The sequence below is a fragment of the Hydrogenophaga sp. ANAO-22 genome, from assembly GCF_042466645.1.
Lineage (GTDB): Bacteria > Pseudomonadota > Gammaproteobacteria > Burkholderiales > Burkholderiaceae_C > Hydrogenophaga.
In genome coordinates this window covers 3,203,593-3,219,949 of the sequence record NZ_CP159956.1, presented here as the reverse complement: position 1 = coordinate 3,219,949, position 16,357 = coordinate 3,203,593, and the positions used below count along the sequence as shown (strand labels likewise).

The 16,357-nt window shown below is 70.5% G+C and carries 14 protein-coding genes; all 14 read left to right on the top strand.

Annotation, left to right across the window (positions count from 1 at the left end; all coding sequences use genetic code 11):
- Positions 1-2 precede the first annotated feature (2 nt).
- Genes gmd through ABSY19_RS15445 form a run of 14 tightly spaced genes read left to right on the top strand, consistent with a single transcriptional unit; the run spans position 3 to position 16,356 of the window.
- Positions 3-1,154, top strand: a complete 1,152-nt coding sequence (gene gmd, locus ABSY19_RS15510; RefSeq protein WP_382153038.1) for a GDP-mannose 4,6-dehydratase — start codon at positions 3-5, stop codon at positions 1,152-1,154.
- A 19-nt stretch (positions 1,155-1,173) separates the two neighbouring features.
- Positions 1,174-2,517 (top strand): lipopolysaccharide biosynthesis protein, encoded by a 1,344-nt coding sequence (locus tag ABSY19_RS15505; protein WP_382153036.1) that lies wholly within the window; start codon positions 1,174-1,176, stop codon positions 2,515-2,517.
- On the top strand, positions 2,514-4,115 hold the full coding sequence (locus ABSY19_RS15500) for a GMC oxidoreductase (protein ID WP_382153033.1): 1,602 nt from the start codon (positions 2,514-2,516) through the stop codon (positions 4,113-4,115). The genes ABSY19_RS15505 and ABSY19_RS15500 overlap by 4 nt, the downstream gene beginning before the upstream one ends.
- Positions 4,112-5,047 (top strand): aldo/keto reductase, encoded by a 936-nt coding sequence (locus ABSY19_RS15495; protein ID WP_382153030.1) that lies wholly within the window; start codon positions 4,112-4,114, stop codon positions 5,045-5,047. Before ABSY19_RS15500 ends, ABSY19_RS15495 begins: the two co-directional genes overlap by 4 nt.
- Positions 5,044-6,309: an O-antigen ligase family protein gene (locus ABSY19_RS15490; protein WP_382153026.1), complete on the top strand. Its 1,266-nt coding sequence runs from the start codon at positions 5,044-5,046 to the stop codon at positions 6,307-6,309. The genes ABSY19_RS15495 and ABSY19_RS15490 overlap by 4 nt, the downstream gene beginning before the upstream one ends.
- Complete coding sequence (locus ABSY19_RS15485; protein WP_382153023.1) at positions 6,306-7,418, top strand: glycosyltransferase; 1,113 nt, start codon at positions 6,306-6,308, stop codon at positions 7,416-7,418. The genes ABSY19_RS15490 and ABSY19_RS15485 overlap by 4 nt, the downstream gene beginning before the upstream one ends.
- A complete protein-coding gene (locus ABSY19_RS15480; protein ID WP_382153020.1) occupies positions 7,415-8,569 on the top strand; it encodes a polysaccharide pyruvyl transferase family protein in 1,155 nt (384 codons plus the stop codon). The genes ABSY19_RS15485 and ABSY19_RS15480 overlap by 4 nt, the downstream gene beginning before the upstream one ends.
- Positions 8,566-9,138 carry a putative colanic acid biosynthesis acetyltransferase gene (locus tag ABSY19_RS15475; RefSeq protein WP_382153018.1) on the top strand — a complete coding sequence of 191 codons (573 nt, stop codon included), beginning with the start codon at positions 8,566-8,568 and terminating at the stop codon, positions 9,136-9,138. The genes ABSY19_RS15480 and ABSY19_RS15475 overlap by 4 nt, the downstream gene beginning before the upstream one ends.
- A complete protein-coding gene (locus ABSY19_RS15470; protein WP_382153015.1) occupies positions 9,131-10,087 on the top strand; it encodes a nitroreductase family protein in 957 nt (318 codons plus the stop codon). Before ABSY19_RS15475 ends, ABSY19_RS15470 begins: the two co-directional genes overlap by 8 nt.
- A 10-nt stretch (positions 10,088-10,097) precedes the next feature.
- Positions 10,098-11,072 carry a glycosyltransferase family 2 protein gene (locus ABSY19_RS15465; RefSeq protein ID WP_382153013.1) on the top strand — a complete coding sequence of 325 codons (975 nt, stop codon included), beginning with the start codon at positions 10,098-10,100 and terminating at the stop codon, positions 11,070-11,072.
- 11 nt (positions 11,073-11,083) lie between these two features.
- Positions 11,084-11,950: a hypothetical protein gene (locus tag ABSY19_RS15460; RefSeq protein ID WP_382153011.1), complete on the top strand. Its 867-nt coding sequence runs from the start codon at positions 11,084-11,086 to the stop codon at positions 11,948-11,950.
- The gene (locus ABSY19_RS15455; protein ID WP_382153009.1) at positions 11,947-13,209 is read left to right on the top strand and encodes a glycosyltransferase WbuB; all 1,263 of its coding nucleotides are present in this window, start codon (positions 11,947-11,949) and stop codon (positions 13,207-13,209) included. Before ABSY19_RS15460 ends, ABSY19_RS15455 begins: the two co-directional genes overlap by 4 nt.
- Positions 13,206-13,952, top strand: coding sequence for a polysaccharide biosynthesis/export family protein (locus ABSY19_RS15450; RefSeq protein ID WP_382153007.1), 747 nt, complete (start codon positions 13,206-13,208; stop codon positions 13,950-13,952). The genes ABSY19_RS15455 and ABSY19_RS15450 overlap by 4 nt, the downstream gene beginning before the upstream one ends.
- A 13-nt stretch (positions 13,953-13,965) precedes the next feature.
- Complete coding sequence (locus ABSY19_RS15445) at positions 13,966-16,356, top strand: GumC family protein (protein WP_382153004.1); 2,391 nt, start codon at positions 13,966-13,968, stop codon at positions 16,354-16,356.
- Position 16,357 lies beyond the last annotated feature (1 nt).

Below are 16,357 nucleotides of genomic sequence, written 5' to 3'. Positions count from 1 at the left end.
CCATGACCCAGAACCCGCCCATCCCCCACACCCAGCCCAAGGTCGCGCTCATCACCGGCGTCACCGGGCAGGACGGCTCCTACCTCGCCGAGCTGCTGCTCGAAAAGGGCTACATCGTGCACGGCATCAAACGCCGCAGCAGCCAGTTCAACACCCAGCGCGTGGACCACATCTACCAGGACCCGCACATCGACGACGCGCGCTTCCACCTGCACTACGGCGACCTGAGCGACACCAGCAACCTGATCCGCATCGTGCAGGAGACCCAGCCCGACGAGATCTACAACCTCGGCGCGCAAAGCCATGTGGCGGTGAGCTTCGAGAGCCCCGAATACACCTCCGACGTGGACGGCCTGGGCACGCTGCGCCTGCTCGAAGCGATCCGCATCCTCGGCCTGGAGAAGAAGACCCGCTTCTACCAGGCCAGCACCTCCGAGCTCTACGGCCTGGTGCAGGAAACCCCGCAGAAGGAAAGCACGCCCTTCTACCCACGCAGCCCCTACGCCGTGGCCAAGCTCTACGCGTACTGGATCGTGGTGAACTACCGCGAGGCCTACGGCATGTACGCCTGCAACGGCATCCTGTTCAACCACGAATCCCCGCGCCGCGGCGAGACCTTCGTCACCCGCAAGATCACGCGCGGCCTGGCCAACATCGCCCAGGGGCTGGAGCCCTGCCTCTACATGGGCAACCTGGATTCGCTGCGCGACTGGGGCCATGCCAAGGACTACGTGCGCATGCAATGGATGATGCTGCAGCAGGCGCAACCCGAAGACTTCGTCATCGCCACCGGCGTGCAGTACAGCGTGCGCCAGTTCATCGAGATGAGCGCGCGCGAGCTGGGCATCACCCTGCGCTTCGAGGGCCAGGGCGTGAACGAACAGGCCATCGTGCAGGCCGTCGAAGGCGACAAGGCGCCGGCGCTGCGGCCGGGCCAGGTGATCGTGAAGGTGGACCCGCGCTACTTCCGCCCGACCGAAGTGGAAACCCTGCTGGGCGACCCGGCCAAGGCCAAGAACACGCTGGGCTGGGTGCCCCGGATCGCGCTGCAGGACATGGTGACGGAGATGGTGGTCTCCGACCTGGCCGACGCCCAGCGCCACGCCCTGCTCAAGCACCACGGCTACGCCGTGGCCGTCTCCAGCGAACACTGAGCACCCGGTGCCGATCGCCATGTCCGCCCCCTTTCGCACCGCCCCCACCCGCCGCGTGTCCATCGCCCGCCGCATGGCCTCGGGCGCGGGCGCCTACGGTTATGCGCAGGCGGTGAGCATCGGCACGCAACTGGTGGCCTTGCCGGTCTTCCTCCACCACTGGGACATGGCCACCTACGGCTACTGGCTGGCCCTGACGGCACTGCCCTTCTACCTGTCGATGGCCGACGCCGGCATCTCCACCGCCTCGTGCAACCGGATGATCGCGCTCATCACGCAGGGCCAGAAGGCGCGCGCGGCCGGGGTGTTCCAGAGCGCCGTGGCCTTTCTGCTGAGCGTTTCGCTGCTGGCCCTGCTCGCGGTGGGCGCCGCGCTGCTGCTGTTGCCCGACACCACCTTGCAGGCGCCGCAGTGGAAGGCCGTGCTCATGCTGCTGTCCCTCAGTGTGGTGCTCAGCCTGTTCTGCAGCCTGGCCGAGGTGGTCTACAAGGCCACCGGCGGCTACGCGGCGGGCACCTACCTCGTCACCACCGGGCGCCTGGTCGAATGGGCCGGTGGCCTGGCCGGTCTGGTGCTCACGCAGACCTTCATCGGCGTGGCCAGCTCGGCCCTGCTGGCCCGGCTGGGCTACACCGCGCTGAGCATCGGCCTGAGCCAGCGGCGCACCGATTTCCTGCGCTGGGGCGTGGCGCGCGCCAGCTGGGCCGACGTGCGACAGACCGCCGCGCCGGGTGCGCTGTTCTTCTCGATCTCGATGACCAACGCGCTCAGCCTGCAAGGCTTCACCCTGCTGGTGGCGGCCACGCTGGGCCCCGCCGCCACCGCCGTGTTCAACACCTACCGCACCGTCGCCCGGGTCGTGGTGCAGGTCACCAACGCGCTGAGCAACCCGCTCTGGCCGGAGCTCACCGCCCTCAAAGGCCAGCAGGACGACCACGCCTTCTGGAAGCTCTACCGCCGGGCCAAGCACCTGGGCCTGCTCATCGCCGCCGCGGGCGCGCTGCTGGTGTACCTGGTGTCGCCCTGGCTGCTCGAGGTCTGGACGCACGGCCAGATTCCCTTCACCGCCACCAGCATGGCGCTGTTCCTGCTCTATGCCGCCGTGTGCTCGGCCACCCAGGTCCCGCGCGTCGTGCTCATGTCCATCAACCGCCATGCCGGCCTGGCCGCGCAGAGCCTGATGGCCGCCGTGGTCTCGCTGGTGGTGGCCTGGCTGGTCTGGCGCAGCGCCGGCATGACGGGCGTGGTGGCCGCCATGGTGCTGGGCGAGGCCCTGGTCTGGCTCACCGCCACGCGCGCCGTGCGCCGCCTGCACCGCCAGCACCGGCTTCAGGCCCCGCCGGCCACAGGGGTCGCCGCATGATCATCGACCTGAACCACGCCCCGCCACCGGAGACCGCGCAGGACGTCGTCATCGTCGGCGGCGGCACGGTGGCCCTGTTGCTGGCCGTGCTGCTCGAGCGCCAGGGCCAGCGCGTGACGGTGCTGGAGAGCGGCGGCGGCGGTTTCGAAACGCCGGCCCAGGCGCTCAACGACGCCACCGTCGTCGGCCGGGCCCACAGCGGCATCGCCGTGGCGCGCGGGCGCGCGCTGGGCGGCACTTCGAACCTCTGGGGCGGCCAGCTCACCGGCTTCGTGCCCTCGGATTTCGAGGCCCGCGCCGGCGTGTCGGACGCGCCCTGGCCCATCACCTACGAGGAGCTGCTGCCCTGGTACGAGGCCGTGGCCAAGGAACTGCGGCTGGCCGACGCGCTCGACGAGCACACGCCCCAGGCGCGCAAGCTCTTCGGCGGCGGCTACCCCGACATTCCCGGGTTCACGCTGTTCCTCACGCGCTGGCTCAAGGAGCCCGCCATGGCGCGCCACTTCCGCGAGCGCCTGCAGAACGCGCCCAAGCTCACGGTGCTGCTGCACGCCCACGCCACGGGCCTGGACCTGTCGCCCGACGGCGAGCGCGTCAGCACGGTCCGCGTGGCGCGGCCCGACGGCAGCCTCACCGCCATCGCCGGCCAGCGCGTGGTGCTGGCCAACGGCACCATCGAGATCGCCCGCCTGCTGCTGGCCAGCGCTGCCGAGCAGCCCCAGGCTCCCTGGGTCGGCAACCCCTGGGTGGGCGCCGGCTTCCAGGACCACCTGGAAATGCGCGGCGGGCGCGTGCACCCGCTGGACAAGCCGCGCTTCCTGCGCACCTTCCAGAACATCGTGCTCGGCGGCCACAAGTACCAGCCCAAGCTGCGGCTGGCCAGCGCCAGCGCCGGCGCGGGCACCCTCGCCGCCGACCCGGCGCTGCAGGTCACCGGCTATTTCGCGTTCGAGTCCAGCATCGCCGAGCACCTGCAGCACCTGAAGGTGATGGCCAGGTCGCTGCGGCGCGGCGCGCTGCCGCGCCAGGGCCTGGGCGAGCTGTTGCGCCACCTGCGCGGCATGGGCAGCGCGTGGCTTCCCATGGTCGTGCAGTACCTGCGGCACCACCGCATCCACAACCCGGCCGACCGCGGCGTCTGGCTCGTCATGCACGCCGAGCAGCTGCCGCGCCACGACAGCCGCATCACCCTCGACCCGCAGCGCAAGGACCGCTTCGGCATGCCGCTGGCCAAGCTGGACTGGCGCATCGGCGGCCAGCCCGAGCTGCGCGCCATGGCCGGCTTCATGCGCCGCATCGGCGACAGCCTGCAGGCTGCGGGACTGGCCCGGGTGGAGATCGACTCGCTGCTCGCCAACGAAGACACGCGCGCGCTGGAGCAGGCCACCGACACCTACCACCAGTGCGGCGGCGCCCGCATGGGCCACCACGCGCTCGATGGCGTGGTCGACAACGGGCTGCGCGTGTTCGGCACGGACAACCTCTACGTCGCCGGGGCCGCGGTGTTCCGCACCTCCAGCTACGCCAACCCCACCTTCACCGCCATGGCGCTCACGGCCCGGCTGGCCGAGCAGCTGCGCCCGGAGGTCCCTGTATGAACCTCACCGCCAACGACCTGATGACCCAGCGGCTGGGCTTCGGCTGCGGCCGCCTCAACGGCGGCGCCGACAAGGCGACCTCGCTGCGCCTGATCCACGCCGCGCTGGACCAGGGCATCCGCCACTTCGACACCGCGCCGCCCTATGGGCTCGGCGCGTCCGAATCCGTGCTGGGCGAGGCCCTCAAGGGCCGGCAGGAGGACGTGACCGTGGTGACCAAGGCCGGGCTGGCCCGCCCCGCCTCGCCCGGCCTGATGCAGAAGGCCCGGGCCGTGGTCAAGCCGCTGGCCCGCTGGGTGCCCGGCCTGCGCCAGGCTGTGCTCAAGGGCATGGCCCGGCGCGCCCCCGCCGGCAACTTCGACACCGGGTTCATCGCCCAGTCCTTCGAGGCCAGCCTGCGGCAGCTGCAGCGCGAGCGCGTGGACTGCCTGCTGCTGCACGAGGCGCAGCCGCACCACACGCTGGCCCCCTTGCGGGAGCTGCTCGACCGCTACGTCGCCCAGGGCCAGCTCGGTGCCTACGGCAGCTCCACCGGCGAACCGATGAACCAGCTCGTGCGCTTCGGCGCCGTGTCGCAATACCGCAGCCCGGCCCCGGGCGCCGAGTGGACACCGGTGGCCGCGGACGACGTGCTGCACGGCGCCCTGCGCTTCGTGGCGCCGGCCATCGGGCCCGCGATGGCGCGCGACCCCCAGCTCAAGGCCCGGCTGGCCAGCCTGCTGCCCGAGGGCACCGACCCCGCCAGCGCCACCGGATCGCTCGCCCTGGCCTATGCGCTGGCCCGCTTCGAGAGCCGGCTGCTCATCTCCACGCACCAGCCGCAGCGCCTGACCCGCACCGTCGACGAACTGCGGCACATCACGGCCTCGCCCGAATGGCTGCCCGCCATGTCGGCCCTGCACTGCGCCTTCAAGCGGGCGCCCGCGCCATGAACCCGCTGCTGCGCCTGCTCTCGCTGTGGCTGCTCGGCCTGGCCGTCTACCTGGGCGGCTGGTACGTGGAAGGCCCGGCGTTCCAGGCCGTGCAGATGGGCTCGGTCGCGCTGTTCATCGGCGCCGGTTTCCTGGCCCTGCTGGCGGGGGACACGCGCCGCATCGAGCTCAGCACCGCCGAGTACATCGTGGGCGGCGCTTTCCTGTTCGCCATGCTGGTGGCCTTCGCGCGCGAGAACACGATGTCGGTCGCTTACGGTGCCATGTTCCTGATGGTGCTGGTCTCGGCCGCGGTGCTGGCGCGCCAGCCCTGGGGGCCCAGCGTCGACCAGGTGTTCCGGCGCGTCTACATCGCCCTGATCGCCTCCGTGCTGGTGGTCCAGCCGGCCGACTACCTGACCTCGGTGGTGGGCACGGTCGAGCGCAGCGTGGGGCTGGTGCGCTTCACGCCGCTGGGCATGCACCCCAACCTCGCCGGCCTGGTGTACGGCGGGGGCAGCCTGCTGTTCTTCCAGCACTTCCTCGGCAGCACCCGCGCCCACCAGAAGCTGTTCGCGCTGGCGATGTCCGGGCTGTGCCTGAGCATGGTGCTGGCCGCGTCCGCGCGGGCCAGCCTGCTGGCCCTGGGGGTCACGGGCGCCGTCGCCGTGCTGCTCATCGCCTGGCGCGGCTCCCGCCGCGCGCGCACCGCCCTGGGCCTCGCGGCCATCGGCGCGCTGGCCCTCGGCCTGGCCAAGGCGGGCGCCATCGCCGGCTACCTGAGCACCATCCTGGACCTGGACTCGCCCACGCGCGGCACGGCCTCGGGCGCGACGGGCCGCGAGGACCTGTGGCGCGACGGCATCGAGCTCGTGTTCTCCGACCCGGTGCTGTTCTTCACCGGCCGGGGCGTGCGCGCCGCCGGCCCCGAGGTGATCGGCTTTCCGGTGGAGAGCTCCTACATCAACCTCGCGCTCGAACACGGCGTGGTGCTGGGCGGGCTGATCGCCCTGACCTTCCTGTTCACCGCATGGCGCGCCCTGCGCCGCGGCTTCGACACCGGCGCGATGAACCCGGCCCTCTTCCTCAGCGGCTCGATGCTGTTGTTCGCGCTGGTGCAGTCGGTCTTCAACCGCTACCTGATCGCGGTCGGCAACCCCTTCTCGCTGCTGATCCTGTTGCTGCTCCTGCAACTCAACCTCGGCCCGCCCCGGCTTCGCGCCGCGGCGCTTCCTCCATCGCCAGGCCCCGTCCTGCGCCACCCCGCGGGATTCTCACCATGACCTACGTCTTCTGGCATTCCTACCTCATGTTCCACCAGGCCGCGTACATCCGTGCCCTGGCCGAGCTGCCCGGCAACACCGTGCACTGGTGCGTGACGCAGGACCTGCCCGCCTACTACCGCGACCGCGGCTACCCGGTGCCCGACACCGGCCAGGTCCAGGTGCACCGGGCGCCCACGCCGGCCCAGACCGCCGAGCTCGCTTCGTTGCCCGGCTCGGTGCAGGTGTTCTTCGGCCTGCGCGGTTTCGCGCTGCCGCTGGCCGCCTTCCAGGCCAGCCTGGGCGCGCCGGTGCACCGCTTCCTGATGACGGAGAACCGCTACGAGCCGGGCGCGCGCCTGCTGCCTCGCTGGCTGGCCTACACCTGGGACGCGCTGCGCTACCGCCGCCACCTCAGCGGCGTGTTCTGCATCGGCCACTCGGGCCGCTACGGCGGCGCGCGCTTCTTCTCCGCCTGCGGCTACCCCCGCGAGCGCATCGTGCCCTTCGTGCACGTGGTGGACCGCACGCCGGTGCGGCACGCGCCGGTGCGGCGCGGGCACAAGGAGATCCTCTACGCGGGCCAGCTGATTCCGCGCAAGCGGATCGATGTGCTGCTGCAGGCGTTCAGCCAGCTCGCCGTGCCCTCGGCCCACCTGCGCATCATCGGGCAGGGCCAGGAGGCCGCGAACCTCCAGCAGCTCGCCCATGAACTCGGCATCGCCGAGCGGGTGGATTTCTCGCCGGCCCTGCCCAACGCCGAGACCGTCGCGGCCATGGCCGCCGCCGACGTGCTGGTGCTGCCCAGCCGCTTCGACGGCTGGGGCGCGGTGGTCAACGAGGCCCTGATGGTCGGCACACCGGTGATCTGCAGCAACCGCTGCGGGGCCAGCGACGTGATCGAGAACGGGCGCAACGGCTATGTGTTCGAGGCCGGCAACGCCCGCTCGCTGCGCGAGCGCCTGCAAAGCATCTGCCAGGACTTCCACTGGAACCGCGCCGCGCTGGCGGCCGCCGAGTCCACCCGCCTGGGCGGTGCCGCGGTGGCCGCGCGCTTTCAGAAGAGCGTCCTGCGCCTGCTGGCCGCCGAGCCGGCCAGCCTGTCCTGGAAACCGGAGGTGTCCCAATGAACATCGGCATTCTCACCTTCCATTTCAGCGACAACTACGGTGCCGCGCTGCAGGCCTATGCGCTGCGCCGCTGGTTGACGGAGCGGGGCCACCGCGCCAGCTTCATCGACTACCGGCCCGCGCACATCGAGCGCGGCGGGCGGCTCTGCGTGCCCACCTCGCCGGCCAAGCTCAAGGCCGACCTGAAGGTGGTCTACCTGGCGGTGTCCTCGTTCCTCCACCAGCACTTCGGCCACCGGGGCCAGCGGGAGAAGTTCGTGCGCTTCCGGGAAGATTTCCTGGGCATCTCCACCGATGCCGCGCCCACGGACAACGGCGCCTCGCTCGCCGCGGCGCAGGCCTACGACCTGATCGTGGCGGGCAGCGACCAGATCTGGAGCCCGTCCCAGCATTTCGGTTTCGACCCGAACTACTTCCTGGCCTTCGCGCAGTCGTTCCGGGCCCGCAAGATCTCGTACGCCGCCAGCTTCGGCCGCGATCGCGTGTCCCCGGACGAGGCCGCGCAGCTGCCCGAGCTGCTGCACCACTTCGACGCGATCTCGGTGCGCGAGGCCTCCGGCGCCACGCTGGTCGAGCGCACCACCGGGCAGCGCCCCGCCAACGTGCCCGACCCGACCCTGCTGCTCAACAGCTACGCGGAACTGACCGACCCGGCGCCCACCGCCAGCCCCGGCACCGAGCCCTACCTCTTCTGCTACGGGCTGCGCTCGCCCGACAACATCCGCCAGACCGCCGAGCTCGTGGCCAGCCAACTGAGCTGCCCCATCCTCTCGCCGCACAACCCGCACCGGCGCTGGGTCGAGATCGGCCAGACGGTCTATCCCGATCCGGCCGAGTGGGTGGCCCTGGTCAAGAACGCGCGTTTCGTCGTGACCAACTCGTTCCACGGCACCGTGTTCTCGCTGCTGTTCAAGAAGCCCTTCATCGTGGCCGGGCTGACCGGCGACAAGGCCGCCGCCAATGCCCGCGCCATCCACCTGCTGCGGGCCGTCGGTCTGGAAAACCGTTTCGCGGCGTCGTTCTCGGCGCAGCAGACCGAGGCCCTGATGGCCACGGCGATCGACTGGGCCGCCGTGGACCAGCGGCTGGCGGACCTGCGGCAGGCCGGCAACGAATTTCTGAACGGGCAACTGAAGGCGGTGGCGCCATGAACCCCATGAGCGACTTCGGCGCGCTGAGGTACCGCAACCGGTTCAGCTCCACGGACAAGCTGCGGCGCTGGGCCTGGGAGCTGGTGTGGCTGCTCGGGTTCCGGCCCACGCCGCGCTGGGCCCTGCACGGCTGGCGGCGCTTCCTGCTGCGCTCGTTCGGGGCCCAGGTCGGCACCGGTTGCCGCATCGCGCCCTCGTGCCGCGTCTGGGCGCCGTGGAACCTGAGCATGGGTGAGTTCTCGGCCCTCGGCGACGGCGTGGACTGCTACAGCATGGACCGCATCACCCTCGGCTCCAAGGTCGCGGTCAGCCAGCGCACCTTCCTGTGCGCCGGCTCGCACGACATCCGCTCCCTGTCCCGGCCCCTGATCACCGGCCCCATCACGATCGAAGACCACGTGTGGATCGCGGCCGAGAGTTTCGTGCACCCGAACGTGGTGATCCGGGAAGGCGCCGTCATCGGCGCGCGCTCGGTCGTGACCAAGGAGGTGCCGGCCTGGTCCGTCTGCGCCGGCCACCCGTGCCGCAAGCTCAAGGACCGCGTGGTGAGGGAGCGCCACCATGTTTGACAAGCTGCTCAAGGTGGCCGGCATCTTCAGCGAGGCCTTTCGCGACGCCGTGCTGTTCCTGCGCTTCAACTCGTACTCGCCCTTCGTGGACCCGTCCCGGCGCGCGTTCTACAAGATCCTCATCGAGGCCCACACGATCGAGAAGGGCCTGTCCCTGCCGAACCCGAAACCCCTGTTCGGCAAGGACAAGATCCGTTTCGTCATGAACGCACTGTCGCGCTACGACATCCGGCACTCACCGATTCCCGCCCACATGTCGCTGGGCGCGCTGGACGCCTACGTGAACTTCCACGCCAAGGCGGGCCTGAGCGACCCCTTGCTCGACGAGATCTCGGGCTACCTGAAAGCCTGGGAAGCCAAGCTGCCCAGGCCCTGGAAGGGCGGCACTCGGGACTACTCCTTCCTGGGCCAGCCGCTGAACAACCTGCAGCAGCTGATGGCCAGCCGCTCGAGCATCCGCACGATGCGGTCCACGCCGCTGCACCCCGACCGCATCCTGGAGGCGATCGCGCTCGCGCAGCTCGCGCCCTCGCAATGCAACCGCCAGTCCTCGCGGGTCCATGCCTACCAGGACCCCGCCCTCATCCAGCAACTGCTGGCGCTGCAGGGCGGCTCGCGCGGCTTTGCGGAAACGGTCGGCAACCTGTTCGTGGTGAGCTCGGAGATCTGCGCCTGGGGCGGGCCCGGGCAACGCAACCAGGCCTACGTCGACGGCGCGCTGTTCGCCATGTGCCTGATGTTCGCCTGCCGCTCCATGGGCTGGGGCGCCTGCCCGCTGAACCTGGCGATCGACCACAAGACCGAGGCCGCGATCCGCCGCGCCGGCGGCATCCCGGCGGGCGAGCGGCTGATCATGATGATCGCCTTCGGCGAGCCGGTGGCGCCCGACACCAAGGTGGCTTTCTCGCCGCGCAGGCCCGCGGCGGAGATCGCCACCCTTCACGCCTGAGGAGCCCACGATGAGCATCACCGCCGTCATCCTGACCTACAACGAAGCCCTCCACCTGGAGCGCGCCATCCGCTCCATCCAGGCGTTCACGGACCAGATCCTGGTGGTCGACTCCGGCTCCAGCGACGGCACCGCCAAGATCGCGCAACGCCTCGGGGCCGAGGTCCACACGCACGCCTTCGTCAACCAGGCCCGGCAGTTCCAGTGGGCGCTCGACACGCTCGACATCCGCGGCGAGTGGGTGCTGCGCCTGGACGCCGACGAGATCATCGAGCCCGACCTCGCGCGGGAGATCAGCGAAAAACTGCCGCGGCTGCCGGCCGAGGTGGTGGGCGTGAACCTCAAGCGCAAGCACATCTTCATGGACCGCTGGGTGCGCCACGGCGGGCGCTACCCGCTCGTGATGCTGCGGCTCTGGCGCCATGGCAAGGGCCGCGTGGAAGACCGCTGGATGGACGAGCACGTGGTGGTCTGGGGCGGGCGCACCGTCACCTTCGACGGCGGCTTCGCCGACCACAACCTGCACGACCTGAGCTACTTCACCGACAAGCACAACAAGTACGCCACGCGCGAGGCCATCGAGGTGCTCAACCAGCGGCTCGGCCTGTTCGCCCGCGACGAGGCGCTCAACGCGCGCAGCGCCTCGTTCCAGGCCTCGTTCAAGCGATGGGTCAAGGAGCGTGTCTACAACCGCATCCCGTTCACCGTCAGCGCCACGCTGTATTTCCTGTACCGCTACATCGTCCAGCTCGGTTTTCTGGACGGCCGCAGCGGCCTGGTCTACCACTTCCTGCAGGGCTGTTGGTACCGCTTCCTGGTGGGCGCCAAGGTCATGGAGCTGGAACGGGCCGTGGCCCACCTGCACGACGACAAGGCCGCCATCTGCGCCGAATTGAGCCGACTGACCGGGCACAAGCTGGTGGCCCGAAGCGACACCGTGGCGCCCACCGACGTGCGCGACCCGCAGCTCGCCCCCCGACTTTGAAAAGGACCGGCATGCACACCCCCACCCCGTCCCAGTTCATCACCGCCCTGTGCCTGGCGTGGCCCGCCTGGGCGCACGCCAACGACGCGCTGATCTGCCAGGACGCCTCGACGCCGGAGGGCGCCACGCAGGTGGGCGCGCTGCAACCGCTGTTCCGCGATTGCCCCCGGGTCGACGACGTGGACTTCACGGGCCGGGCCGACGGGCGCAAGTACTACAACGGCCTGTACTTCACGCCGCCGAAAGACCGCAGCCTCTACGAGCAGGCCGACGATGGCGTGGTGCTGCAGCGCGGCGGCGTGATGGCCACCGCGAAGATGAGCTCGCACCCCGGCCAGTTCCCCCTGCTGCGCGGCGACCGGCCGTTCTACATCGAGGCGCAGGTCGCGATCTCGTCCAACCACCGCGACAACTTCCCAGCCATCTGGCTGATGCCGATCGAGCACAACCTGCGCATGGAGGACGTGTACGAAGGCGATCCGAAAAGTTTCGAGCGCTGGTTCGAGCTGGACATCGACGAAGGCGGCTTCGGACCGGGCGGCCACCACACCGCGATTTCCTGGACCGGCATCTACCCCAACTACAAGAAGATCCAGAACCCCAACCCGACGTCGAAGGAGCCGCTGGACCGCACCCAGCCCAACGTCTTCGGCGTCTCCTATTCCCCCGACACCCTCACCGTGCGCTGGTGGCTCAACGGCCGGCAGGTGCTGGAGGCGGGGCCCCCCTACGTGCCCGAGATCGCCCGGCGGCAGAACTTCTACCTGATCATCTCCGCGCAAAGCCACAAGAACGTCAGCCACTACCAGATGAAGTTCATGGGCGTGCGCGCCTTCGTGGGCGGCGCGGTGGCATCGAAAGCGAAAGGCCGGCCGTGAAGCTGCTCATCTACGGCATCAACTTCGCGCCCGAGCTCACCGGCATCGGCAAGTACACCGGCGAGATGGCGCAGTGGCTGGCCGACGCGGGGCACGAGGTGCGTGTGATCACCGCGCCGCCCTACTACCCGGCCTGGAAGGTGGGCGAGGGCCACAGCGCCCGGCGCTACCGCACCGAGTCCTGGCAGGGTGTTCAGGTGATGCGCGCGCCGCTGTGGGTGCCGCACCAGCCCGGCGGCCTCAAGCGCCTGCTGCACCTGGGCAGCTTCGCCCTGAGCAGCCTGCCGTTGCTGTGCGCGCAGTGGCGCTGGAAACCCGACGTGGTGTGGGTGGTGGAGCCGCCCCTGATGTGCGCACCCGCCGCGGTGGCCTTCGCGTCCCTGCGCGGCGCCAGCAGCTGGCTGCACATCCAGGACTACGAGGTGGACGCCGCGTTCGACCTGGGTCTGATCCAGGGCCCCACGCTGCGCCGCTGGGTCGAGCGCGCCGAGCGCTGGTTGATGCGCCGCTTCGACCGCGTCTCCACCATCTCGGGCCGCATGGTGGACCGGGCGCGGCGCAAGGGCGTGGCGGCCGAGCGGGTGCTGCACTTCCCGAACTGGGTCGACATCAGCGGCATCACGCCGCTGGCCGCGCCCAGCGCCTACCGCGCCGAGCTGGGCCTGGCGCCCGACGCCGTGGTGGCCCTCTACTCCGGCAACATGGGCAACAAGCAAGGCCTGGAGACCCTCGCCGAGGTGGCCCGCCTGCTGCAGGACGAGCCGCGCATCCAGCTGGTGCTGGGGGGCAACGGCTCCGGCCGGGCCGACCTGCAGGCGCGCTGCGCGGGCCTGCCCAACGTGCGCTTCCTGGACCTGCAACCGCTGGACCGCCTGAACGACTGGCTGGGCCTGGCCGACGTGCACCTGCTGCCCCAGCGCGCCGATGCCGCGGACCTGGTGATGCCGTCCAAGCTCACCGGCATGCTGGCCAGCGGCCGCGCCGTGCTCGCCACCGCGTTGCCCGGCACCGAGCTGTGCCGGGTGGTGGTGCAGGACGCCGCCTGCGGCCTCGTGGTACCGCCCGAGAACCCGGCCGCCCTGGCCGACGCGCTGCGCGCACTCGCGGCCGACCCGGTGCGCCGCGCCGAATGGGGCGCCAACGGCCGCCGCTACGCGGAGGCCGAGTTGAGCCAGGACGTGGTCCTGCGCCGCTTCGAAATGCAATTGCTGGCCTTGGGCCAGAAAGGGGAAACGCTATGCGCCACCAGCTCTTCATGACCCTCCGGCCCTGGGTGTTCTGGGCCACCGGGATGCTGATCCTGGCCGCGGCCGGGCCGCTGCAGGCCCAGACCCAGACGCCCGTGGCGGCGGACGCCGCGAAGGCGCAGGCCGTGCCGGCCAGCGCGCCGCTCGACCCCAACGGGGCCACCCTCGGGCCCACGCCCTCACCCGCCGAGGGCGTGGACGCGAACTACCGCATCTCGCCCAACGACCTGATGGCCTTCGACGTGTTCGGCGTGCCCGACATGAAGCGCGATGTGCGCGTGAACGCCTCGGGCGAGGTTTCGCTGCCGCTCATTGGCCAGGTGCCGGTGGCCGGGCTCACGGCGCAGGCCGCGGAGCGGCTGATCGCCCAGCGCTACCAGGAGAAGTACCTGCAGGACCCGCAGGTCTCGCTCTTCATCAAGGAGTTCACCACGCAGCGCGTCGCCATCGAAGGCGCGGTGATCCGGCCGGGCATCTACCCGGTGACGGGCCAGCTCACCTTGCTGCGCGCCCTGGCCTTGTCGGGCGGCTTCGCGCCCTACGCCGACATCAACCAGATCGTCGTCTACCGCCACGGCAGCAGCGGCGCGCGCGAGCAGTTCACCTACGACCTCGACAAGGTGCGCGCGGGCCAGGAGAAGGACCCGAACATCCGCTCGGACGACGTGATCGTGGTCCAGCGCAACGCCCGGCGCACCGCGCTGAGGGATTCGCTCTTCAGCGACATCCTGAGCACGCTCAACCCTTTCAAGTGACGGGAGATCCGCCATGGCCACCGACCAACACCCCCTGCCCTTCGTGCCCGACCCGAGGGACGCGCTGGGCCCGCACCGCGAGGCCGCGCCGTCCGAGCGGGCGCGCTCCCGCGGCGAAGCCATCGCGCTGACCGAGGACCGCATCGACCTGCGGACCCTCTACCGCGCGCTGGTGCGGCGCAAAGGCACCATCCTGGGCATCGCCGTCCTGGGCACCCTGGCCGCCGGCGTGTACACGCTGAGCCTCACGCCGCAGTACGAGAGCTCGGCCATGCTGCAGATCGACCGCGCGGCGCAGAAGGTGGTGGGCTTCAACACCGAGGTCGAGGTGGAGGAGGGCCCGCTGTCCGATCAGCTGCAGCTGCGCACCCAGGTGGAGCTGCTCAAGAGCCGCAGCCTGGCCGAGCGCGTGATCGATGAAATGGGCCTGCACAAGCCGGGCGCCATGAGTTCACCGCCCCCACCGGACGTCGCCGAAGCCGCCGGGGTGGTGAGCGGCACCGGGCTGCTGGACCAGGCCGCGGCCCTGGCCCGCCAAGCGTGGAGCCAGCTGCACGCGCTGATCGCCCCGGTGCCGTCCAGCCCCGAGTCGTTCAGCCGGGCGGGCACGTTGGCGCAGTTCCAGCAGGCGGTCACCGTGGAGCCGGTGCGCAACTCGCGGCTGGTGCAGGTCAGCGTGCGCAACGCCGACCCGGATCTGGCCGCCGCCATCGCCAACACCATGGCCAAAGCCTTCATCGCCATGCACATCGAGCGCCGGCTGGACTCGTCGATCTACGCGCGCCAGTTCCTGGAGGAGCAGATCCGCCAGAGCAAGGCCAAGCTGGAAGCGAGCGAGCGCGTCATCAACGAGTACGCCAAAAAGAACCAGATCCTGAACCTGGGCAACAAGGGCAGCGCCACCACCCAGACCTTCGTGGACTTCTCCACCGCGCTGACCCAGGCGCAGCAGGAGCGCATCAAGGCCGAGACGCTGTACAACCAGGTCCGGCTCAACCCCGAGAGCGCGCCCCAGGCGGTGGTCAACGAAGCCATCCGCGCCTACAAGGAACAGCGTGCCCGGCTCGAGGCCGACTACGCCAAGAACCGCAGCGTGTTCAAGCCGGACTACCCCGCCATGGTGCAGGCGCGCGCCCAGATCGCCGAGCTCGATGGCCGCATCAAGACCGAGGTGAACACCATCCTCTCCAGCATCCAGGGCCAGTACATGGCCGCCGTGAAGGCCGAAGAGCAGCTCAAGAACAAGGTGGCCGCCAGCCGCAGCGAGGTGCTCACCGTGCAGGACCGCAGCGTGGACATGAACCTGCTCAGCCGCGAGCTGGACACCAACCGGCAGGTGTACGACAGCCTGCTGCAGCGCCTGCGCGAGGTCAGCGTGACCGCGGGCATCACCACCAACAACGTGAGCATCGTCGATCAGGCGGCGGTGCCGCGCTTCCCGGCCTCGCCCAACCTGAAGATCAACATCGGGCTGGGCCTGGTGCTGGGCCTGTTCCTGGGCATGCTGGCCGCCCTGCTGCGCGAGCAGATGGACGACTCGGTCAAGAGCGCCAACGACATCGAGGGCTCTTACCAGCTGCCCCTGCTGGGCCTGATCCCGTTCACCCGGGGCCCCCGGGTGCGCCGCGAACCGGTGGCCCTGCTGGCGCACCGCGAGCCGCGCAGCACCTTCGCCGAGTCCTACCGCTCGGTGCGCACCGTGCTGCAGTTCGGCTCGCCCGACGGCCCGCCCCAGCGCTTCATGGTGACCAGCTGTGGCAACGGCGAGGGCAAGAGCACCACCGCGCTCGCGCTGGCCATCAACTTCGCCCAACTCGGCCAGAGGGTCCTGCTGATCGATGCCGACATGCGCAAGGGCGGGCTGCACAAGATGCTCAAGCTGTCCAACGAGCGCGGCCTGTCCAGCCTGCTGGAGGCCGACCGCGCGATCCAGGGCGTGATCCAGGAGACAGCGGTGGCGAACCTGGGGGTCATCACCGCGGGCCCCACGCCGCCCGACCCGGTGGAGCTGCTGATGGGGCCCCGGCTGGGCGCCCTGCTGGAGCAGGCGCAGGCCCTGGGCTACACGCAGGTCGTGATCGACGGGCCGCCGCTGCTGGGCCTGGCGGACGCGATCGTGCTGGGCAACCAGATCCCCAACATCGTGCTGGCGGTGAAGGCCGGCGGCACGCGCAAGGACAGCATGAAGGACGCGCTGCGCCGCCTGCGCACCGCCGGCCTCGCCCCCATGGGCGTGGTGCTCACGCACGCCCGCAACGAGCACAGCAACGACCACGCCTACGCGGCCTACTACGGCCACGGCGCGCCGCCCGCGCCCAAGCCGGCACCAGTGCGCAGCCCGGCCCCCGTCGCGTTGCCGCCGGGCACCCGCATCGAGCCCACGCTGGACCCGTCCGCCGCCTGAC

Bases quoted from the DNA above. Each gene is read 5' to 3' on its own strand.
- gmd (WP_382153038.1), top strand. From the start codon at position 3: ATGACCCAGAACCCGCCCATCCCCCACACCCAGCCCAAGGTCGCGCTC.
- ABSY19_RS15505 (WP_382153036.1), top strand. From the start codon at position 1,174: ATGTCCGCCCCCTTTCGCACCGCCCCCACCCGCCGCGTGTCCATCGCC.
- ABSY19_RS15500 (WP_382153033.1), top strand. From the start codon at position 2,514: ATGATCATCGACCTGAACCACGCCCCGCCACCGGAGACCGCGCAGGAC.
- ABSY19_RS15495 (WP_382153030.1), top strand. From the start codon at position 4,112: ATGAACCTCACCGCCAACGACCTGATGACCCAGCGGCTGGGCTTCGGC.
- ABSY19_RS15490 (WP_382153026.1), top strand. From the start codon at position 5,044: ATGAACCCGCTGCTGCGCCTGCTCTCGCTGTGGCTGCTCGGCCTGGCC.
- ABSY19_RS15485 (WP_382153023.1), top strand. From the start codon at position 6,306: ATGACCTACGTCTTCTGGCATTCCTACCTCATGTTCCACCAGGCCGCG.
- ABSY19_RS15480 (WP_382153020.1), top strand. From the start codon at position 7,415: ATGAACATCGGCATTCTCACCTTCCATTTCAGCGACAACTACGGTGCC.
- ABSY19_RS15475 (WP_382153018.1), top strand. From the start codon at position 8,566: ATGAACCCCATGAGCGACTTCGGCGCGCTGAGGTACCGCAACCGGTTC.
- ABSY19_RS15470 (WP_382153015.1), top strand. From the start codon at position 9,131: ATGTTTGACAAGCTGCTCAAGGTGGCCGGCATCTTCAGCGAGGCCTTT.
- ABSY19_RS15465 (WP_382153013.1), top strand. From the start codon at position 10,098: ATGAGCATCACCGCCGTCATCCTGACCTACAACGAAGCCCTCCACCTG.
- ABSY19_RS15460 (WP_382153011.1), top strand. From the start codon at position 11,084: ATGCACACCCCCACCCCGTCCCAGTTCATCACCGCCCTGTGCCTGGCG.
- ABSY19_RS15450 (WP_382153007.1), top strand. From the start codon at position 13,206: ATGACCCTCCGGCCCTGGGTGTTCTGGGCCACCGGGATGCTGATCCTG.
- ABSY19_RS15445 (WP_382153004.1), top strand. From the start codon at position 13,966: ATGGCCACCGACCAACACCCCCTGCCCTTCGTGCCCGACCCGAGGGAC.